This is a genomic window from Caldisphaera sp. (assembly GCF_046536515.1).
GTDB lineage: Archaea > Thermoproteota > Thermoprotei_A > Sulfolobales > Acidilobaceae > Caldisphaera.
Window position 1 is genome coordinate 1 of record NZ_JAWDMQ010000024.1, and the last position, 21,634, is coordinate 21,634.

The 21,634-nt window shown below is 29.9% G+C and carries 19 protein-coding genes; 13 read left to right on the forward strand and 6 right to left on the reverse strand.

Translation table 11 applies throughout. The features are described from left to right. Positions 1–215 precede the first annotated feature (215 nt). Entirely contained in the window at positions 216–674 is a 459-nt protein-coding gene (locus RXO53_RS04765; RefSeq protein WP_410713111.1) for a hypothetical protein, read from the reverse strand. Positions 675–849: 175 nt separating this feature from the next. Between RXO53_RS04765 and RXO53_RS04770 the strand changes: the two genes are divergently transcribed. From RXO53_RS04770 to RXO53_RS04800, 7 genes are read left to right on the forward strand one after another with little or no spacing between them, the layout of a single operon-like run. Further along, the gene (locus tag RXO53_RS04770) at positions 850–1,194 is read left to right on the forward strand and encodes a hypothetical protein (protein ID WP_410713112.1); all 345 of its coding nucleotides are present in this window, start codon (positions 850–852) and stop codon (positions 1,192–1,194) included. After that, positions 1,191–1,865 (forward strand): hypothetical protein, encoded by a 675-nt coding sequence (locus RXO53_RS04775; protein ID WP_410713113.1) that lies wholly within the window; start codon positions 1,191–1,193, stop codon positions 1,863–1,865. Before RXO53_RS04770 ends, RXO53_RS04775 begins: the two co-directional genes overlap by 4 nt. Continuing rightward, entirely contained in the window at positions 1,865–2,359 is a 495-nt protein-coding gene (locus RXO53_RS04780; protein WP_410713114.1) for a hypothetical protein, read from the forward strand. Before RXO53_RS04775 ends, RXO53_RS04780 begins: the two co-directional genes overlap by 1 nt. Positions 2,360–2,368: 9 nt before the next feature. After that, positions 2,369–2,851, forward strand: coding sequence for a hypothetical protein (locus RXO53_RS04785; protein WP_410713115.1), 483 nt, complete (start codon positions 2,369–2,371; stop codon positions 2,849–2,851). 11 nt (positions 2,852–2,862) lie between these two features. Next, positions 2,863–3,552, forward strand: coding sequence for an ATPase domain-containing protein (locus RXO53_RS04790; protein WP_410713116.1), 690 nt, complete (start codon positions 2,863–2,865; stop codon positions 3,550–3,552). Between the two features lie 13 nt (positions 3,553–3,565). Further along, positions 3,566–6,430 (forward strand): ATPase, T2SS/T4P/T4SS family, encoded by a 2,865-nt coding sequence (locus tag RXO53_RS04795; protein ID WP_410713117.1) that lies wholly within the window; start codon positions 3,566–3,568, stop codon positions 6,428–6,430. Further along, on the forward strand, positions 6,423–8,057 hold the full coding sequence (locus tag RXO53_RS04800) for a type II secretion system F family protein (protein WP_410713118.1): 1,635 nt from the start codon (positions 6,423–6,425) through the stop codon (positions 8,055–8,057). Before RXO53_RS04795 ends, RXO53_RS04800 begins: the two co-directional genes overlap by 8 nt. Here RXO53_RS04800 and RXO53_RS04805 read toward each other — a convergent pair whose 3' ends face one another. Continuing rightward, on the reverse strand, positions 8,058–8,552 hold the full coding sequence (locus RXO53_RS04805) for a YbhB/YbcL family Raf kinase inhibitor-like protein (RefSeq protein WP_410713119.1): 495 nt from the start codon (positions 8,550–8,552) through the stop codon (positions 8,058–8,060). A 192-nt stretch (positions 8,553–8,744) separates the two neighbouring features. On the opposite strand from RXO53_RS04805, the gene glmS reads away from it, so the two are divergent. Beyond that, complete coding sequence (gene glmS, locus RXO53_RS04810) at positions 8,745–10,598, forward strand: glutamine--fructose-6-phosphate transaminase (isomerizing) (RefSeq protein ID WP_410713120.1); 1,854 nt, start codon at positions 8,745–8,747, stop codon at positions 10,596–10,598. A gap of 10 nt (positions 10,599–10,608) precedes the next feature. After that, positions 10,609–11,760, forward strand: a complete 1,152-nt coding sequence (locus tag RXO53_RS04815; RefSeq protein WP_410713121.1) for a sugar phosphate nucleotidyltransferase — start codon at positions 10,609–10,611, stop codon at positions 11,758–11,760. A 39-nt stretch (positions 11,761–11,799) separates the two neighbouring features. On the opposite strand, the gene RXO53_RS04820 is transcribed toward RXO53_RS04815, so the two are convergent. Together RXO53_RS04820 and RXO53_RS04825 are read right to left on the reverse strand one after the other, a co-directional pair. Beyond that, positions 11,800–13,260, reverse strand: coding sequence for a UbiD family decarboxylase (locus tag RXO53_RS04820; protein ID WP_410713122.1), 1,461 nt, complete (start codon positions 13,258–13,260; stop codon positions 11,800–11,802). A gap of 58 nt (positions 13,261–13,318) precedes the next feature. Beyond that, complete coding sequence (locus RXO53_RS04825; RefSeq protein ID WP_410713129.1) at positions 13,319–14,662, reverse strand: MFS transporter; 1,344 nt, start codon at positions 14,660–14,662, stop codon at positions 13,319–13,321. Between the two features lie 118 nt (positions 14,663–14,780). On the opposite strand from RXO53_RS04825, the gene RXO53_RS04830 reads away from it, so the two are divergent. Together RXO53_RS04830 and RXO53_RS04835 are read left to right on the forward strand one after the other, a co-directional pair. Continuing rightward, a complete protein-coding gene (locus tag RXO53_RS04830; RefSeq protein WP_410713123.1) occupies positions 14,781–15,824 on the forward strand; it encodes a hypothetical protein in 1,044 nt (347 codons plus the stop codon). 2 nt (positions 15,825–15,826) lie between these two features. Beyond that, entirely contained in the window at positions 15,827–16,954 is a 1,128-nt protein-coding gene (locus RXO53_RS04835) for a CaiB/BaiF CoA transferase family protein (protein ID WP_410713124.1), read from the forward strand. Positions 16,955–17,288: 334 nt separating this feature from the next. Here RXO53_RS04835 and RXO53_RS04840 read toward each other — a convergent pair whose 3' ends face one another. Next, complete coding sequence (locus RXO53_RS04840; protein WP_410713125.1) at positions 17,289–17,945, reverse strand: helix-turn-helix domain-containing protein; 657 nt, start codon at positions 17,943–17,945, stop codon at positions 17,289–17,291. Positions 17,946–18,211: 266 nt separating this feature from the next. Here RXO53_RS04840 and RXO53_RS04845 point away from each other — a divergent pair, with 266 nt between their 5' ends. Both RXO53_RS04845 and panB read left to right on the forward strand, forming a co-directional pair. Beyond that, positions 18,212–19,123: a 2-dehydropantoate 2-reductase gene (locus RXO53_RS04845; RefSeq protein WP_410713126.1), complete on the forward strand. Its 912-nt coding sequence runs from the start codon at positions 18,212–18,214 to the stop codon at positions 19,121–19,123. Positions 19,124–19,127: 4 nt separating this feature from the next. After that, the gene (panB, locus tag RXO53_RS04850) at positions 19,128–19,961 is read left to right on the forward strand and encodes a 3-methyl-2-oxobutanoate hydroxymethyltransferase (protein WP_410713127.1); all 834 of its coding nucleotides are present in this window, start codon (positions 19,128–19,130) and stop codon (positions 19,959–19,961) included. Positions 19,962–20,338: 377 nt separating this feature from the next. Here the strand turns inward: panB and RXO53_RS04855 are convergent. Then, the coding region (locus RXO53_RS04855; protein ID WP_410713128.1) for an RAD55 family ATPase at positions 20,339–21,634 on the reverse strand (1,296 nt) is incomplete at its 5' end.

Sequence of the window (21,634 nt, forward strand, 5' to 3'; positions counted from 1 at the left end):
AGTAATAAGTGTAAATAGTACAAAATCAATGACACCATATAATAGTTTTACAGTTACGATAAAACCAAGTGTTGGTGGAGCTTTAACTGTATCAAGAATTATACCACCTGATCTCGTTTCAAACTCTACGATAGATTTAGGATGATATCAATTTAATTCACAATATAATCTTATTTTTTAATTTAAATAAAAATTTTTATTTTTATAATTATTTATTAATAAGTTAGTTCACAGGATGAATATGTTCCCACCTCAGTATATACTGAAACTTTATAAAAATTTCCAGGTGTTAATGCAAATGTTTGTATATATACAGGAAATGCTTTTCCTGGAGGGATTTTTACCGATAAACTAGTATTGCTAGCAATCTCTAATCCGTTTTCGTCGTAAAGATATGCTGATGTAATGACAGCATTTGATTTGCCAATATTTTGTACATATGCTACTATTGTTATAAGTCCGTTTTGGTTTTGATAGGAGAAACACTGGACTACACTTATACTTTCGTTAGTTAGTTGAAACTGAGTCGTACCTATAATATACATTATTTTAGGTACGTTTATAACTATTATTACAACTAAAATAAGTATTACAACTAGCATAAGTATAGCTGTTTTTCCATTTTCTTCAGGTATTTTTATTTTGGGGATTCTAGGTAATTTCATACTATTCACATGCATATTTTTAGGTAAGCTGGGTATTACAGGGGTTAAGGTATACTCATAAATGAAACGGTTGATAAAAGAGCAAACTTATTAGTATTTCTGTTATTTTATAATTATATAGCTTTAGGGGAAACCAAATGTTAATTCAGAGTCTAGCTAAAAAAATTATATTGAGGTGATAATTTTGTCCCAAAATTATTTGTATATAGCCGGTGATAAAAGAACAGCAAGAAAATTAAAGGTTGAGTCATATTTGGTAATGATTTTGTTTCTTTTATTAAATGCCATAGGAATATTACTGTTGATAAACCCATATAACATAATATATTTTATAACTGGATTGGTACTAATAGTATTATCATCAATAAACATACCAATACCAGCTATAATTGGTTATAGACTTAAAGGAGGTTGTTCCATCCCTTTCAGGAAAAAGATCTGGTCAAACTCAACAAAAAGATGCTGTCAGGCTATATATTATATAAATTATCAAATAAATATAAAATTATTAGGAGGTGTGAGCCTTTGAGCCAGCCTCCTCAAAATGCTCCTCAAAATAATCCAGAACAAAAAAATGAAGAATCTTCTGTTAAAGAAATAGCAGAGGCATTAAGGGATGCTACATCTCAATTAAGGGCTATTATAAATGATTTAACTAATCCCTTATTAAGAGTAAGCTTACAGTCGCAGGCACAACAAAGCAATATTCAACAACAAGCCAATAATCAGCCTAAATCACAACAGCCAATAATTAGCGAGAGTTTGCATCAGGAAGAAATGGCAAAACAAGTTTCACATGAGAATTTGATATCAAAAGAAATAGCTCAAAAACCTCAAGTTATGAAACAAAGTGAAGAAGTTATTAAAAAAGAAGAGAAAAAAGAAAAAATTGAAACTACAAACGTTTTTAAACTTCTATCCTTGGTGTCAGACCTTTATATGCTCCCTAAAGAGTTTTTTGAGCAGGCTATAGATGCAATGAAATCTTTAGGGTATTTAACACAACAAGAAGCAGATGCTGCTAAAAAACTTTTAAATGTAATGATAATGGCTGGAGATAAGGGTTTAACTCCAAACGAATCTTTAGCGTTAGTTGCATTAATGCTCAATGAATTAAGCGGAGAAAATAATGAGCTAGTTAAGGATTCTCTTAGCAAAATAGTAATTAATAAATTAAAGAGACAAGAAGAGGTTAGATAATGAGTGACGTACCAATTAGTCATACAATATTTTTGTTGGTTACAATAATATTGGTTAGTGCAGTAAGTTCAGTAGTTATTGTGAAAACATACGATATAATGTCTTCATATTCGCAAAAAGCTGATGCCATAAGTCAACAGATATCAACGTCTCTAAGCATAGTATATGGATATTATAATCAATCTATTAACGGATATGTTATCTATATAAGAGATAATGGAATGGAAACATTAACCCAGGCATCACTTTCAAGAACGCAAATATATTTGGGATCAGTAAATTCTACTATGAATTTTTATACATACAATCCGAGCGGTGGTTTGGGATATTGGAACGTTTATAAAATAATAGGAGGGGCTTATAATGAAATAACGCCTGGATCAACGGTAATAGTTTATGTTTACACTGGTGCAAATTATGGCAAAACTATTCAGGTTTCAATATCTTTACCAAATGGCCAAACTTTTAGCAACGTTGTTCAATCAACGCCCTAGGTGATTTTATTGGGAATAGAAATTGCTGTAGGTATGGTAATAGCTGCTGTAGCATTAGTTATAGTTTTAGGATCATTGGCTACCCTTATTTTAACAGGATATAAGATTTCAACATTGAATCTTAACAACAATGTTCAAGATGAAATAAAAATAACCGGAGCCATTCTTGAAAGCAATAACCAAACACTATTAGTTAATATAACCAACATAGGTAGCAACCTAATTTATGACATAAATGAATTTGATGTTATCGTTGAATATAATTCAACAAATAAAACTCAAGTAGTTACACTACTTCAATATAATGTTTCTTGGTTTCCAATTGAAGTCTTTGTTAATTCATATAGTTCCTCATATATACAATATAATGGCATTTTGCCAGGAGAAACTTTAGAAATAAAAATAAACTTACCTAGCCAGGTTAACAAAAACTATCCATTAGTGATAGTGGTATCACCCCTAAAAGGTATTGAAGCCACTTATACTTACTAGGTGAAAAAAGTGTGCAAATACTCAGCACAGGTAATGAAGAAATCGATCAAAGATTAGCTGGTGGAATTCCTCATCCAAGCTTTATAGTTATTGAAGGTTCTCATGGTAGCGGTAAAACTGGTATAGCTTTATTATTTACTCAGGCATACTTAAGGGCTGGTTTGAGGGTAACTTACTTTACTAGTGAAGGCGACAGCTATAGTTTTATAAATAAAGCAGCTCAATCTGGTTTTGATCTTTTAGACTATTTCTCTAAAGGTAACTTATACATATATAATATGAGTGTAGGCTTATCAATAAATGAGAATTTTGCTAACATAATGCTTAAGCAACTGACAAATGTATTAATAAAAGATATTATTAAAACAGAGGCTATAATAATTGATAGCCTTTCATACCTGGCTGAGGCAACCGCAGATTATGTTAGGCTAGCTATAGAAACTTTTAGAAGAATATCTGATGAAGGCAAAAGTGTTGTCATTACTTTTCATCCAAATTCATTTCAACAGGAAGTAGATTTAATGATGAAAAATTCTGCCGATGGATACATAAGATTAACGGAAGCCAGTATTGCAGGAAGAAGGCTTAAAGTTATGAATATAATTAAATTAAAAGGTCTTCAATCAGGAGCTCAGAGCAATATAACATTTGACATAGATCCAGCCTTTGGAATAAAAGTAATACCAATTGTAGTTTCTTAAAGAGGTAATATCAATGGCAATTAGATTCAACATATTCAAAAGGAAAAAAAGCGAAGTAGAAGCAAAAGAACCTGATTTTGGTGAAAAGCCAGATTACTTAGATAATTATATAAAAAGTCTTCAAAACCCTCCCCAATATATCAATAAACCTGATTCTAGTATGAGAAAATTAAGAGAATACAATTTTATATACCCTGTTGGAGGAGGAGTGTTTATACATGTTTCATCTGTAAAAGGAAGCGATATGGGTAAATACATTGTCATAGAACCTCCTATGCCTAATAGTGAAATTTTAAGACTAATAGATATTGCTCTAGCAAACAAGATCCATGGGGAAGCGCCTGAAAACGCCAATGAAAGGAAAAAAATATTGCTTAAGCTAATAGATGAGATATTAGAACCGACTAATAAAGAAATAGATTATAAGGCCATGATGAACTCTTTTTACATAGAAAAAATACCTGTAAAAAAGGAAACAATAAGTTATTTAAAATACCATATAATAAGAGATAAAATAGGAGTTGGAATTTTAGAACCATTTTTAAGAGATCCATATCTAGAGGATATATCATGCAGTGGTGTTGGACCCATATATGTAGTCCATAAAATTTTTAATAGATTGGCTAGCAATTTAGGTTTTAAGACGCAAGACGAATTAGATTCATTCATTTTAAGGCTGGGAGAAAAAATAGGGAAACCCATAACTAGGGCAAGGCCTATAATTGATGCTAGCCTACCAGATGGTAGCAGGTTAAATATTGTCTTTGGCTCAGATGTTAGTTTAAATGGAACTAACTTTACCATAAGGAAGTTTTCTCAAATACCTATAAGCGTGACCCAATTAATTGATTGGAACACTATAGATGAAAGGGTAGGTGCATATACATGGATGCTTTTAAGAGAAGGAATGAGCGGTTTTATATGCGGAGAAACTGCATCAGGTAAAACAACAGCATTAAATGCTATAGCAGCATTTATAAAACCCACTAATAAAATTGTAACAATTGAAGACACGGCTGAAATACAATTACCTCATTCTAATTGGACAAGAGAACTTGCCAGAGACACAGGAAGACCTGAAACAAGTGTTACCTTGTTTGATTTGCTGAAAGCTGCATTAAGGCAGAGGCCTGATTATATAATAGTTGGAGAAATTAGGGGTGCCGAAGGAGCAATAGCTTTTCAAGCTATGCAATGTGTAAAAGAAGCAAAAATTGTATTAGAAAATGAAACAAGAGATATTAAAGAACTATTTGATTTTTATAAGAATAAATATGGTAGTAAAATAATTGATAATAAGGAATTAGTTAATGTAGAAAATGAAGGTATTATAATTCCTTCATACAATAATGGAAAAATAGTGAAATCAAAACTTATGGCAATAACCAAAATGCCTAAAGACAAATTGGTTAGAATTGAGACAGAGGATGGAAATGTTTTTGATGTTACAAAAAATCATAAGTTTATAACAAATTTTGGCGAATTAGATGCAAGTGAAATTGTAAAATTAATCAAAGAGAATAAGGAAGTATATGTAAAGAGAATTAAAAATTTTAATACTAAAAAAAGGATAAGATTTAAAGAGGCTAATTTAAACTTAACAAATCCATTATTTTGGTATTTAGTTGGAATAATATTAGGCGGTAATATTATTTATAGAAGAGGAAAGTTTATACTTAAAACAGCAAATAGATTAGAGGAATTTATGGAAATACAAAGTTTACCAATTAGCCCAATAAGAAGAAATAATAAAAAATTTTATTATTATAAAATAGAATTGTATTTTATTGATTGGCTATTAAAAAATGGATTTATAGAATTTAATGGAAAAATAATAAAAAATAAAGTTCCTGACATTAAATTTGATACAGCAGAATTTATTATATCAGGCTTCATAGCTTCCACAATAGTTCATACCAATAAAAATCTTATAAAAATGAGGTTAAAAGAAAATAGAGAAATTCAATACACAATTAATATATTAAGAGAATTATTCCTTAAAGAGCCTGACCTTAATCAAAAGAAAAAAATTGCTAACAAACTGCTTAAAATTTTTAAAAAAAGGATTATATATGGATCCCTAATAGATTATAATAATATTAACTCCTATGAAGATATTAAAATAAAATTCATTAAAATAAATGAAAATAAGCTTTACCGTTACATTAACAAGCTATACTTTTCTGGATATATGTTTTCAATAGATTTGGTCAAATCAAAATATAGAATTATTTATTTAGATAATAGAGAGTATGTAAAAATAATTAAAGCTGATTATAGCGTTGAAGATAACACATATGATTTAGTTTTAGAAGGAGGAAGATATTATATAGGTTTTAACAATGGATATCCGATACCATTAGAAGATACTGGACATCCGGTTATGGCTACATTTCATGCAGGTGATCTAACAAGATTAATTCAAAGACTTACGGGAAATCCTATAAATATACCTAAGCCATATATGGATAATTTAAATTTTGCATGGTTCCAGGCATCAACGTATTCTAAAACGGGTTTATTGGTAAGAAGACAAACATCTCTATATGAGTTGGTAGGATATGATCCAAACACAGACCAGGTAAGTGCTATACCAATATTTAATTGGGATCCTAGTACAGATAAATTTCTTTTTTCAGGCAAAGGCTCTTCATATCTGCTTGAAGAAAAGATTGCGAGAATGAGAGGGTTAAGCAGAAAGAACTACGGTCTTATCTATGATGAGCTTGATTTAAGGGCAAAATATCTAAGAGAGCTAGTTAACAGAAAAGTGTTTGATTACTATAAGGTTTTCAAAGCTATTACAATAGCAGAATCGATAGGAATAGAAAATGCGCTTAAAGAATTGATTTCTGGGAGGTTAAGCTTAAATGATTAATCTAAGAAGGTTTATAAGAATAAAATTTAATTTAAAAAATATTATAGCATTAGTTTTAATTGTTCTTGGTTTAATCATTCTAATAATAGAAAAACCCTATTTTTACATTGGATTTGCAATTATGATATCAGGAATATTATTTTATTTAATAACTTTTTTAACAAATAGATCCTATATAAAAATAGAATTTGACTTATTATATTCTATTATGCACTTATATTCAATCTCAACAGGTGCACAACCTCCTGGCGTTGTTTTAAAGATCGCAGGTGAAGGTCCTCATGGAAGGTATTCTAAAGTATTAAAGAAAGCTGGAGAGCTTTCCAAAAAATGGGGGTATACTGTACCTGAAGCTGTAAGTTTGGTTGCTTTAAAGGAAAAAAACAAGGCATTTAAAGAATTTTTAGAAAGGTTTGCAGTCGTAGCATCTGTCGGGGAAGAGCTTGCTACTTTCTTAAAGGTTGAATTTGATACGTTAAAGTTTAACTTTGAAAACACTTATAATAGGTCTTTAGATTCATTGAATGTTTTGTATGGTGTATACACATCAACTATGGTTTCAGTTATTTTTGCCATATCAACTTTGTTAATGCTCTCTTTCTTCTTTGGTGGAGGAAGTCTTAAAATGATTCTTTTGGGTTACATATCAGCTATGTTTATTATTGCTGTATTAGGTGTATTGGTTATTTTAAAGGCCCCTAAAGATTACTTTGAGGCAAAGGCTTCAAGAAACCCTGTTGCACAATTTGCCGATTTTCTAGCAATTATAGGTGTTGCTATAGGAATCATTCTATCATATTATATTATCAACGATGCAATAAACTATGTTACTCTAGGATTTTCTATGTTTATAATAGGTCTATTGTTAATACCTGCTGGATATATAATAAATAATATGGAAAACATTATCAATGACTACGATACTTTTTTCCCAGTAATGATAAGAAGTTTAGGTACTTATCTTTCTCAAGTTCCTAACTTAAAACTTGCAATAAAGGATTTAGCTAAGGTAGAACTTGGAAAGTTAAAAAATTTATTAAAAAAATTAAATTCTGCGTTATTTATAGGTGTTGAAAACGATATTGCAATGCAGAAATTTGGTCTAGATACAAACAGCGAAAATATATATAGATCACTTAATATATTTTCTGATACTGATAAATATGGCGGAGATTTGCTAAATGTTGGAGTAGTGATATCTGATTTTAATAACATGATACTTTCTTTAAGACAAAAGAAATTACAGGTTTTTGGTAACTTCTTTTCTGCTCTAGTAATAATGCATGCAAGTATAATAGCTATATTAGAGTTTATGGCATTAATAACATATTATTTTAATAGCCTTTTAGTTCCTTTGAGCTCCGGCCTTTCTTCGACTTTTCCAGGCTTTATATCTCCACAACCAGGCATGGTAGTTTTTCTTAATCTAGGTACGATTGCATTTTCCGTAATACTCGCTGTTATAAATTCATATATATTAGCTATAACAAAAGTAGGGAGCGTTAGATCTTTTTACTTGTTTTTATCAATAATGTTTATATTAACTGGTTTAACTTTAGTTGGTGTTGATGCTATAACAATGTATATGTTTCATCTATTTCCAGTTACATCAGCTCCTCAAATCTAATTATCTTTGATATTTACCCATTAATAATCCATATCCAATTACTTTACCTTTAATATAATTAATAAGCTTATCAGCGTTTACCTCTCCTTTTATGTTTAATTCATCGACATTTAATGCATGCAATGCAAAATAATACCTGTGAGTTCCATGACCTCTTGGAGGACATGGACCATCATATCCAATTTCCCCAAAATCATTTTTACCTTGCTTTCCAATTCCTTCTATAACGCTATTCTTTTGAATAGCTTCATATAATGAATTTAGAGATGAAGGAATGTCATATAAAACCCAATGAATGAAAGTTTTCATAGGTGCATCTGGATCGTAAACTATTAGTGCATAGCTCTTCGCATCACTTACCCCATTCCATTTAAGCCTTGGACTTATATTATCCCCATCACATGTAAATCTTTTAGGTATAGTCTCTCCATTTTTAAAATCATCAGAACTCAAGTTAAACTCCTGACCATCTCTTAACAAGTACTCTTTGGGCAATTCTACCCCCCCTTATTATAGTATAATTCTAAAAATATAAATTGGTCGGTTGAGACAGGTATCATCACTCATCAGACCCGTGGCAACCTCATTCCAATAGAGTAGTTAATAAAAAAATTAATATGCTTATTTTAGAAATAAAACTTAAATTCTTTATTAGACATAAAAATATTTGATTTTGAGGGGAAAATTTTGTGCGGAATTATAGGAATAACTAATAAAAAGTGTAATGTCGTTGACAAACTTATTGTAGGTCTTCAAAGACTCGAATACAGAGGGTATGATAGTGTAGGTATCGCAGTTATTAATGGAAATTCAATAAACTTTAAAAAAGGAGCAGGAGACTTAGAAACTGTTATGAAAAGACTTAGTTTTACTGATTTATCTGGTAGCACTGGTATAGCTCATACTAGATGGGCAACTCATGGCGGTGTTAACGATATTAATGCCCACCCCCATATGGATTGTACAGGAAATATAGCTGTAGTTCATAATGGTGTTATAAGAAACTTTGCCTCTTTAAAATTTGAATTAGAAAATAAAAGACATAAAATAAAAAGCGAAACAGATACAGAATTATTTGCCCACTTATTAGAGGAAGAAGAAAGAAATAGTGAAACTTTTATCGAGGCGCTAGCAAAGGCTTTGGCAAAAATTGATGGAACTTATTCTTTCGGCATATTATATAGAAAAGAACCAGATAAAATCTATTTTGCAAAAATGAGATCACCATTAATTATAGGAGTCAGTGAAAATATAAAAGCGATAGCAAGTGATTTACCTGCTTTACTAGATATGACCAAAACAGTTATATTATTGGAAGATGGAGAGTTTGGATATATTAGTCCTACGAGTTTTGAAATATATAAATTACTTCCTGGGGGAGGATATAAAAGGCTGAGCCTTGAACAAATTACACTTAAAGTTAAAACTGTTGAACTGACACCTGAAGCAGCAAGTAAAGGCGGATATCAACACTTTATGATAAAGGAAATATATGAACAACCAAATGCTATAAGAGAAACGTTTGAAGGAAATATTGAGGATCCTGCTTTAATAAAAGCTGCAGAAATTGTTTCTTCATCTAATAGAATTTTCTTAACGGCTGCTGGGACTAGCTATCATGCTTCCTTAGTATTCTCAAAAATTTTAGCTAAAAGAGCAAAACTATTTTCATATCCTATAATTTCTTCCGAAATGAGCTATGTATCTTCAACATTTCAAAAAGATGACTTATTAATAGCTGTTTCTCAAAGCGGTGAAACCTTTGATACATTACAAGCAATAAGGGATGCAAAAAAGAATGGAGTAAAGGTTATAGCAGTTACAAACGTATTGGGAAGCGCTATAGTTAGAGAATCCGATTTTTCTTTATATACAAGGGCAGGGCCTGAAATTGGAGTTGCAGCAACGAAAACGTTTCTATCACAAATAATGCTTTTGGAGATGTTGTCAGCATTTATTTCTTATGAAAGAAAAGAATTTGATAAAAACGAAAAAAACAAAATATTAGACTATTTAAGGTATGCTCCAAATCTTATTCAATCATCATTAGAAGCAAGCGATACATTAATACCAGCTCTGTTAAATTTACATAAAAAGAACTCTTCATATATCTTAGGCAGAGGCCTTGGCTCAGCTATAGCTATGGAAGGAGCATTAAAAATCAAAGAAATAACTTATTTACATGCAGAATCTTATCCAGCAGGAGAAAGCAAACATGGACCTATAGCTCTAGTTGAAAAAGATTTTCCAGTTTATATAGTATCAACTAGTGATGCTCCTGAAATTGCTGGAAATGCAATAGAAATGGCAGCAAGAAATGCAAAAGTAATAGTAGTTAGACCTGCAGATTTAAAATTGGAGTTAAAAGAAGATAGGAAAAGCATATATTTTGCCGATATGCCGCCTTCAAACTCAATTTTAGAACTTGAGCCGTTTATTTTAACTCCTCTATTTCAAATACTTGCCTACAGACTAGCAGTAGAGAGGGGGTATAATCCAGATAAGCCAAGAAACTTGGCTAAAACTGTAACTGTTGAATGAGGTGATATGAATGCTTGGAGTAGTATTAGCTGGAGGATATGGTAAGAGGCTATTACCATTAACAAAGGAAAAACCTAAATCTTTTTTGGAGATAGGAGGAAGGCAGCTATTTGATTATAGTGTAGAAATATTAAGAAACGCAGGTATACGAAATGTAGTTGTAGTTGTTCCTCCTGGATATGAAAACATGGCTATACCAAGAGACGAAAATGTTTACATAGTTACACAGAAAGGGGAAGATATAAGAGGAGGCATTTTTACAGCAGTTCAAGAAGCAAAGAAAAGAAGTGAAGATCAAGTTTTGATAGCATATTCAGGTTTTTTGGCGAACCCAAACATAGGAAAATCAATATTAGATTATTATTCTACATCAGGATATCCAATTGTTATAGGTGTAGCACCTGTATCAACGGGTTTAGAAACATATGGATTTGTTAGCATAGATTATAGGGGACAAATAACAAGCTACATGCAATCAAACGATCAAAATAAAGGATGGTTAAAAAATAGGGGGTATGTTTTTGCAGGTATTATGGTTTCAGATACTAAACAATTAGAAATAATAGCAAAAGACCAATTTGAAACTTCAATGATGATAATGTCAAAAGAAGGAGTAGTAGGGGGTATAATATGGAATAATAAATGGATTGAAGTAGGATATCCGTGGGATTTCTTAGATGCACTAAAAATAATATTAAGCGAGACTGGAACTAAAATAAGCAAAAATGCTAATGTTAGTAGATCTGCTATTATATCAAATGGAGTTATAATAGATGACTATGCAACTATTGAAGACGGAGCAGTAATTATAGGTCCTGCATATATAGGCAGAAGGAGTCAAGTTTTGGCTGGCAGCATAATAAAACCATATACAAGTATTGAAGAAAATGTAATAATAGGTGAAAATAGTATTATTTCATCTTCTTTGCTAATGAAAGATTCCATAGTTTCATCCTTATCAGAAATTAGATCCTCAGTCTTGGGAGAAAAAGTTAAGGTAGAGCAATGTGCTCATCTAATAGAAGGAATACCAGACATGTTACCAGAAAGGCTAAAAGTGATTACAGAGTTTTTAGGAGAAGTTAAACTAGGAGCAATAATTGCACCCAATGAAATTATTAAAGCCTTCAGCATATTGGGAAGCGGTAAGATTATAGAGTAAACTGCATTCTAATAAATTAGTTATAATAAAAATTAATTTTTAAATTTTATTTAAATAATTTTTAAATATTTCTTCTATTTTCTTATTAACTTCTTCATCTTCACTAACAATTTCTGGCCAAGATTTTCCTTCTCTTTCTTCTGGTAACTTTCTTGTTGCATCTATACCCATTTTACTTCCAAAAGATGGAAATAAATTTGAAGGATCTAAAGCATCACTATGAGATCCTTTAATTATTAGCACGTCTTTCTCAGGATTGACATTACTTGATAAAGCCCAAATTACTTTACCAATATCGTTGGGGTCTATATAATGATCTACTACTATTATTATTTTTGTTAGTGATGATTGCCCAATACCCCACAATGCATTCATAACTTTTTTTGCTTGTCCAGGAAACCTTTTCTTGATAGAAACTATAAGAAGACCTTGAAAGACCCCTTCAACAGGATAATTTATATCAACAATTTCTGGAATTATCATCTGCATTATAGGCTTGAAAATCTTTTCTATAGCTTTACCCATAACTGCATCTTCTAAAGGTGGAATTCCTACAACTGTACCGTAATATATTGGATCATCTCTCACATATACCCTATCTACAACAAATAATGGATATTTTTCAGTAGGTTTATCATAATACCCCCAATGATCTCCAAAAGGACCTTCATCAAGCAACTGATTAACTAATACTTTCCCTTCTAGAACTATTTCTGAATTAGCAGGTACTAAAATACCATTGTTGAGTTCGTAAAGCTCAATTCCTTTATTTCTAATTATACCTGCAAACAAAGCCTTATCAATAGGATATGGAACTGGTGAAACCGAGGCAAGCATTGTTCCAGGATCACTACCAATAGAAACAGCTATAGGTATTTCATCCTTCTTATTTTCCATAGCATTTAAATGTACATGAGCACCTCTTTTATGTATTTGCCAATGAACTACACCCTTGTTACCATTTAAAATCATAATTCTATATACTCCCATATTAATTGTTTTTTCGTTTTCTTGTGTAATAACCATACCAAATGTAACGTATCTTCCTCCATCTTTGGGCCATGTTTTGAAAAAGGGTATTTTATCTAATGGATTATCTTTATTTTCAATAACATTTTCTGTAAAAGGGGCTTTATTGACTTTCTTTGGTAAATATGAAGACATTTTTGTTAAGTCTCCTAATGTCTTTATTTTATCAAACATTTTATATGGAATTGGTGAAGTTATTGGTTCAATCATTCTTATTCCAATTTCTTCTAAGTTATTTACAGATAAAGATGATGATATTGTATCTAAATTAGGAAAGAGGTTTCCAGCAATTTTCCAATTTTCAAATCCCTTAACTTTTTCAAAAACAACAGAGGGTCCTTTTGAATACATTATTCTCCTTAAATAAGCAGGTATTTCCAAGATTGGTGAAAGCTCCTCTTTAACTCTAATTAAACTATTTCTATTTTCTAGCCATTCTATATAATTTCTTAAGTCTTTTAATGGATCCATAAATACACCAAATAAATATAAAGTTAAAATCGGTTAAAAAACTTTAAAAAATAAAAAATTATTTAGCAACTACTTCAACTTTTTGTCCTGAGGATTTAGGTCCTAAAACGGCTATGTCTATACCAACTATTAATGAAAAGATGAATGTAACTAAAAATAGTGTTGTAGGTCCTAGTGAAACTAATATAGAGCCCAACAAAGTTATTAATATAAAGGTACCTAACCTGCTTATACTATATTGAAGTCCATCAGCTGCTGCCCTAACTCTCGTTGGAAGGATTTCAGCCATGTACAAATGATATGTATTTGAAAATAGATTTAAAAATGTTGCTAACAAAAATCCTGATACTTCAAGCAGTGCAACACTTTTAGAATATCCAAATAATACTCCAAAGATTCCCGCCAATATTATATATGTTACTATCTGCCATTTTCTATCGAATAACTTTTCTATAACAAATATAGATATTACAGACCCTATAAAGTAACCGGTGTAAATAATAAATGTCATTGTTGTTGATTTTGCAAATGTAAAGCCTTTTTCATAAAGAACCGTTGGAGCCAAAGATGTAAATCCATAATAAACGGATGCTTGGAAAAACTGGAAAATTATTAGCATTATCATTCTCTTTAAATATGGTCCTTTAAATGCATCACCTAAAGGAACTTTCTTAGTTTTGATAACCTCAACCTCAACAGGTTCCGGCAGCCTCTTCCCTTCTTTTACAGCTTGTTCTTCAAATCTAGATACAATCTTATCAGCTTCATCATATTTTCCATGCACTTCCAACCATCTTGGCGATTCAGGAATCATAAATCTAAGAGGAATTATTGAAAGTATTCCTAATCCACCTATCCAAAATATCCATTGCCAGTGCAACGGTATAGTAAATATTGCAATGCCTGCTACAACTAAAGGAGCCAGCCATGCTATCGTATATGCTATTGCTAATCTATTGCCTCTTATTGAAGGCTGGAAAAACTCAGTTGACATAATATCTACAACTAATATTGCTTCAGGCCCAGCACCAAACCCCGCTAAGAATCTTAAAGCTCCGAATAAGTAAACGTTTGGAGAAAATGGCGTAAGCAGATATGCTAGACTCATAATAGCCATATTTATTAATATTACTGTTCTTCTTCCAAGATAATCTCCTATATAACCTAATAATATTACTCCTATGAATGCTCCTAAGAAGAATATAGCTACTGTATAGAATATTGATGTAGAAATGCCTACATGATAATAAAGGTGTATTGCAGCAACTGCAAATCCTCCTGCTATTAAATCATATAAATCAAAAAATTCTCCTAAGCTCAATAATATTAGCAACTTTGTATGTAAGCTAGTCCATGGAATTCTATCTAATCTAGCTGCAATAGAATGCTTATTCGAGCTCATACCCAAATTCATCACCTAATGTATTCATATTTGAATTTTAATCTTAATAACAATTATATAAAACCCTTTTTATGTAAAACAAATAGGTAATAGAGAAAATTAAAACTTGGGAAATACATTGGTTCAGCTAATAGATGATACACTTAGAGAAGGACTTCAATCACCAGGAATTTCGTTCAAGATAGAAGAAAAATTAAAAATAGCAGAATTATTAGGAAAAGCAGGCATAGAAAGTGCTGTAGTAAGTTATCCTTCAGCTCATTGGTCTGAAAAGAAGATTACTCAAGAAATAATTAATAAAAAATATTTAAAAAATGTATACGGATTGGGAAGAGCTATAAAAAAGGATATTGATGAAATTTTTAATACAGGGGCACATATTGCACTGCATTTGCCTTTTAAATATGATAACTTAGATAATGTTATTGAAGATATTAAATATTCTTTAAAAAAAGATGAACTAACAACAGTTGCATTAGTTGATGTTGTTACAAACAAATCATTAATTTTAGACATTTTAAAGAAACTTGATGAAATTGGATTAAAAAAAGTCCAGTTACCTGATACTACAGGTAACGCTAATCCTAAATTCATGAGGGATTTAATAAAAGAAGCAATGAAGTCTATAAAAAATAATATCGATATAGAAGTACATTGCCATAACGATTACGGGCTATCAGTTTCAAATTGCCTAGCTGCTATAGAAGAAGGAGCTTCTTCTGTTTCTGTTACTGTTTATGGGATTGGAGAAAGGAACGGTATAGCAGATCTATATGTAATGTATAATGCATTAAAAAAAGAAGGTTATAAACTGGATTTAGTTGAAGAAAGATTATTAGATTTATATGAATATGTAGGAGAATTGATATTAAATAAAATTGGATACAAATTTTTCTTTTATAATTTTCCAATTGTAGGCATAAATACCAAAACAATGACAGCAGGAACACATGCATCTTTTTTATCAGTTTTTTCCCAAGATATCTTTTCTGTAAACGTATATGCTGGAAGAAGTTTGATCAAAAAAATATTAGAAAAATACGGAGTTAGTCTAAATGAAGAAAAACTAAATTCATTAGTAGAGATAGTAAAAAATATTAGCGTAAACGAAGGGAGAGCATTAACTTATGATGAAGTCTTAAAATTATCCAAAGAGGTGTAAATATGAGAGCATTAGAAATTGGACATATAGTTGCAGGTCCAACAGCAGGATTAATTTTATCTTCATTAGGATTTGAGCTAATAAAAATCGAAAAACCAAATGAGGGGGATATATCTAGAAGATTACCTGGCAGCAGTTCAGGCACTTTCCCATACTTAAACTGGGGAAAGAAAAGCGTAACTCTTGATATATTTAAGGATGAAGGAAAAGCAGTTTTTAAAAAATTACTAATGACTTCTGATGTATTAATAGATAATTTAGCAAGAGGGACCTTAGATAAAGCCGGTTTGGGATATGAAGAAATTAAAAAGATAAATCCAAAAATCATTTATGCATCTATTAAAGCATATGGTTATGGCATATATGAAAACAGGAAATCTTTAGACTATCCGATTGAAGTTCACAGCGGGTTAGCTTATATGACAGGACTTAAAGATAGACCACTAAGACTAGGAGCTTCTATTGTAGACATAGGAGCTGCAATGTTTGCAGTGATAGGAATCCTACAAAAACTTTTAGAAAGAGAAGAGACTGGCGTTGGAGGTATAGTAGATGTTGGACTTTTTGAAACCTCTATGTTTTTTGTTGGCCAACATATATCAACATATCAAGTTTTGGGTAGACCTATCTTGCCAATAAACGAAGAAGGTTTTGCTTGGGGAATTTATGATTTCTTTGAAACAAAGGATAATAAAAAAATATTTGTTGCAGTCACAACAGATAAACAATGGATTGATTTTTGTAAATCTCTCAATTTAAATATCTGCAATGATGAAAAGTTTAGGAGAAATGAAGATAGATATAGAAACAGAAGTTTTCTAATACCATGCCTACAAAATGAGATAAAAAAATACAACTCAGATGAACTTATCAATATATTTGATAAAAACAATATTGGATATTCAATATTAAATAAACCCTGGGATCTACTTCATGACCCTCATGCGTCAGCAAAGATGATAAAAATAATTTTTAATGATAAAGAACTAAAAGTTCCAACTCCTCCGCTTATTAAGGAAATAAAAAGCAATATAGTTCCTTCCTTAGGAGAAGATACCTATAAAATCCTTAATGAGTTAGGCTATAATGATGAAGAAATTAAAAAATTAAAAGAAAATGGAGTTATTTAATTTTTTATGAACTGATTACCTCCTTGCCTTGAATAACGAAAATTCTCTCAAATCTCAAGCATTACGCCCCTTTATGAGTGCTACTTTATTATACAAATAGTGTTTTTGGTTAAAAATTATTCTACCCCTAGAAGGGGCTAGGTTTGCCTTTCTCATTACTATGATTTTTTATAGTTTGGTTAAAGCTTTTAAATTATAATTTAATAAATTATGAATAAAACAGATGTATTATCATGAGTTAATCCTTAAATAGATAATCTTAGCAAGTAAACAAATATAATAATTAAAATTATGAATTGTTTAAAGAACTCTTGCTTTATATTGCGAAAAAGAATTATAAAAGATTGCTAAGTATTTTATTTATAGCGTTTCTAATATGATAAATAATTGTAGGTTGAGAAACTCCCAATTTCGAGCTCAATTCTTCTAAATTTATTTCTTTGGGCCATGAGAAATAACCATAATTAAAGGCCCTAAATAAAATTTCATATTCTCTGCTATTAATGTTGCTAGCATTTATTATCAGCTTTGAAATCCAAGATGAAAGAGACTTTATATTTACATTATCATAGTTAAAATCAATTATATTATTGCTGCGAGATATCTGTTTAATTATGTTATCTATATCTTTTTTATTTTTAACTAAAATTAAAAATCTTTCATATCCATTCCCTGCAATTGTCGGAATTATTAAAGCCCCACCGTATTCAATTAATGTGCTTACTATTCCATGGCCCTCTTTTAATCCATTAAATAATATACCTTTTTCTCCAATTTTGTCCCAATCTAAGTATGAAAAATCACTATACCTTTTTCTCCAAGACTTAATCAAAAGTTCTTGATTTTTTTCTTTTAAACCAACGAAAGCAATTATTGAATTATAAGCATTATTAAATTGCGATACAGATAACGATAAGACTTCATTATCGAAATCATGAGCTATTTTAGATAATCCACAATTACTTTTTATAGATAAATCAAGTATTATCATATTTCGGCCTCTTATTAAGTCTTACATTTTATATTATATAATTTTAACTTAATAAAGGTATTTATTTAAATTAATAATGACTAATTTTTTTAAAAAAGATCTTTTAATTAATAATTAAAAATAAAATTATAAGATGTATAAGCTTTATTCATTATATCCAAAGTTTTGCAACCAATTATATTTTAAAAATTAGAACCAACAAAAAATTATGTATTATTTCTCTAACTTAAATATTAGAAAATTGTATTAATATATTGGGGAAAAATTTGAAAATAGGTATTATAGGCTGCGGGGCTATAGGCAGTTTTCTATCTATTATTTTAAATCGCTCTGGGCATGAAGTTACTATAATCGAAAAAACTAAAGAATGTAATAAGAAGAAAGTAATTGTGGATAATCTTGGAGAAGATGAAATTAATGTCTGTAACTATGATAAAGTAAAAGGACTAAAATTTGATTATTTGATTTTTGCAGTAAAAGCCTATGATCTAGATAGATCTATAAAAGAAGCAAGAAAATATATTAATTCAGATTATGCATTATCAACTCAAAATGGTCTATATTCCTTAGAAAAAATTGAAAAATACTATAAAGCTGGTTCAATAATAATTTATTACGGACTTAATAGAATTGAGAAATGCCATTCAATATTTAATGGTGGATCTAAATTAATTTTAGGTTGTAAAAACAAAGACTGTAGAGAGGATTTGAAAAATTTAACTATTAAAAACGTTAATGTAGAATTAGTTAACAACATTGAACCTTATAGATGGGAAAAAGTTATTGTTAATTCTGCTATAAATCCTATTGCTTCATTATATTTAAAAAACAATGGATTTATATTAGAAAATAAAAATGCTTTTAATTTATCAATTCGTATTGCCAATGAATCCAAAAAAATAGCCTCTCTACTCAAAATAGGCTTAGTTAATGACCCTATTAATGAATTAATAAACACATTAAAATTAACGTATAATAATTATAATTCTACTATACAAGATCTTTGTTCAAATAAAGAAAGAACGGAGCTTGATTATATTAATTTGGCTTTATATAAAATTGCTAAAAAATTTGGATTTCAAGCCAAATATAATTATTTTGCTTATAAATCGGTTATAATTTTAAAAGATCTTTTAAAAGAAAATAATAAACCTTGCTATCCCATATTAAGCGGGTGAGCATATGGAGGAAAAAAAGAAAACAATTAGAGACATTCAAAAAATGAAAGGAAAAAAGAGAATAGTAGCTATAACAAGCTATGATTATCCAACTGCAAAGATAGTTGATGAAACTGGGGTTGACATAATATTAGTTGGTGATTCTTTAGGCATGGTTGTTTTAGGATATCCATCAACTTTACAAGTCTCCATGAATGAAATGCTCATCCATACCAAAGCTGTATGTAATGCCAACCCAAAGGCCCTTGTGGTATCTGATATGCCATTTATGAGTTATGAATATAGTAAAGAAAAAGCTATAATAAATGCGTCTCGTTTTCTTAGGATTGGTTCAGATGCTGTAAAACTAGAGGGTGGTAGTGAATATAAAGAAATAATAAAAGGTATTGTAAATTCAGGCATTCCTGTTATGGGCCATATAGGATTAACTCCCCAAAAGCATAAACAGATAGGTGGATATAGGCTTTTAGGTAAAAGTTATAGTGAAGCTAATGAAATACTTAATGATGCTCTTCAATTAGAAGACTCCGGCATTTTTTCTCTTGTAATAGAATATACTACAAATGAAGTTGCTAAAAAGATAACAGAAAAGATTTCAATACCAACAATTTGTATAGGAAGCGGACCATATTGCGATGGCCAAATAATGGTTATAAATGACTTATTAGGACTTGGAGACTATTCCCCAGAGTTTGCCAAAAAATACGTAGATTTAAAATCAATAATAAGAGAAGCTATATTAAATTATAAAAGTGAAGTAGAAAATGGAAAGTTTCCAGAAAAATATTGGAGCATGAAAAGCGATGAAGATAAAAAGAAGTTTATGGAAGAAACATAAAGATTTCTGACCTTCTCCCCGCCCTAAAGGGAGAGGTTTGCCGTTCATTTTATCAGAATATATTTTCCAAGTTTAATTTAGTTTTTAATTATTATTGAAAGATATTTAACAAATTTATATTACTTAAAAAAATCTAAACAGGTAGTTTTATTTGGATTCTGATGATAATTCAAATAAAAGTAAAGGCCTTTAAAAAGAGCTTTTTGGAAATATTTATAGTTGGAACAGTAGGAGCTGTTGGAATTAAAGTATTGCTTTAAACAGCAGGAATAGCATAATATGCACGTATATCTTTAATCATCTCATGGATTATTGGAGTCTTATTTTATACTTTTATTGCTCTTAGTTCATAATTTTATAATAAATATTTATTTTTATTATGTATGGGATAAACATTTAATACTATTTAAATTAATAGTATATTTTTCATTAGCAAGAATTTTCATCTTAAGCCTAAAAGGCCTTATTATTAGCCTATTTTCTTTATAGGGATAAAAATACCAAACATTATCGTATTCCTCTGCTAAAGGAACTTTATAATAATCTTTTAAATTACCATTCATCATATAAAGAGTCGTTATGTTATTGTTTATTCTTCTAATCATAGTATCTAATTCAAGCCTTGGATATATCTCATTGTCAGCTAACAACTGAAGCAGTACATCAAGACCTATGTTTAAAATAAATGCAGGTTTTTCCTTATCTTCTATCTCTTTAACATGATCAAAATATTCTGTTAAAGAATATCTGTTAACATCTATTCCATCTATTATGTAACTATTTAGTAATTCATCAACCTTATTTTTTTCCAACCCTATATTTAATAGGCAATTCTTTAATTGATCTGAAAACTCCTCAACTGTATAACTCATCATTCTTATTATAGTTTTCCTTCTTATATTTTGAGACAGATTAGGTGTTCCTGATATTGTTCCAACTATTATTAGTGAAGCCAGAGCTTGAATATCAATTTTTGGGTTTGCAATTATTAAATTTTGACTGCCTAAAGAAACAGTAAAATTATTGTTTCCAACAATTATATTGATAGTTTTATTGCTTATCTTTTCTTTAATATTTTTAGGATACAATATAGAAATTCCCTTATCTTTTCTAATAACAAAAGGTATTGAAACTAGAGGGATATCAGAACCTCTTGCTTTTCTGATTTCCATAATTCTATTGCTTCTTCCTTTAATTTGAACTGTTTTCATAAATACTACCGCATCAACTAAGAATTCTTCTACTCCGAAACCAATATTTTCGCTTCCATAAGGAACTTCTTGGATTAAGATTGTTGTAACCTTTTTAATTTTTGATAATCTATAGAAGAAATTATGTAAGATTTCCCTTAAGCTTATTATGTTTTCAGCTATTTGTAATAATGGTGATATACTATCAATAACTACTATCTTTGCACCAGTTTGATCAATTGTATTAATAATTTGATTTAAAATATCTTGGATTAAATCCTTACTAAGAAATGTTATCAATTCCATATATGTGAAAAGTCCTTTTTTCTCTAATTCTTCCATATCTAAACCTAATCTTTTCAAATTTTTATAATATTCAGTTTTCGTTTCTACAAAACTTATATAAATTGTTTTAATGCCTAATTTTGTCATGTTTTCATATAATATTTTAGATGCTCCGATAGTTTTTCCGGTTCCTGGATT

Coding starts and splice junctions, on each gene's coding strand:
- RXO53_RS04780 (WP_410713114.1), top strand. CDS start 1,865: ATGAGTGACGTACCAATTAGTCATACAATATTTTTGTTGGTTACAATA.
- RXO53_RS04795 (WP_410713117.1), top strand. CDS start 3,566: ATGGCAATTAGATTCAACATATTCAAAAGGAAAAAAAGCGAAGTAGAA.
- RXO53_RS04800 (WP_410713118.1), top strand. CDS start 6,423: ATGATTAATCTAAGAAGGTTTATAAGAATAAAATTTAATTTAAAAAAT.
- RXO53_RS04815 (WP_410713121.1), top strand. CDS start 10,609: ATGCTTGGAGTAGTATTAGCTGGAGGATATGGTAAGAGGCTATTACCA.
- RXO53_RS04820 (WP_410713122.1), bottom strand. CDS start 13,260: ATGGATCCATTAAAAGACTTAAGAAATTATATAGAATGGCTAGAAAAT.
- RXO53_RS04825 (WP_410713129.1), bottom strand. CDS start 14,662: ATGAGCTCGAATAAGCATTCTATTGCAGCTAGATTAGATAGAATTCCA.
- RXO53_RS04835 (WP_410713124.1), top strand. CDS start 15,827: ATGAGAGCATTAGAAATTGGACATATAGTTGCAGGTCCAACAGCAGGA.
- RXO53_RS04840 (WP_410713125.1), bottom strand. CDS start 17,945: ATGATAATACTTGATTTATCTATAAAAAGTAATTGTGGATTATCTAAA.
- panB (WP_410713127.1), top strand. CDS start 19,128: ATGGAGGAAAAAAAGAAAACAATTAGAGACATTCAAAAAATGAAAGGA.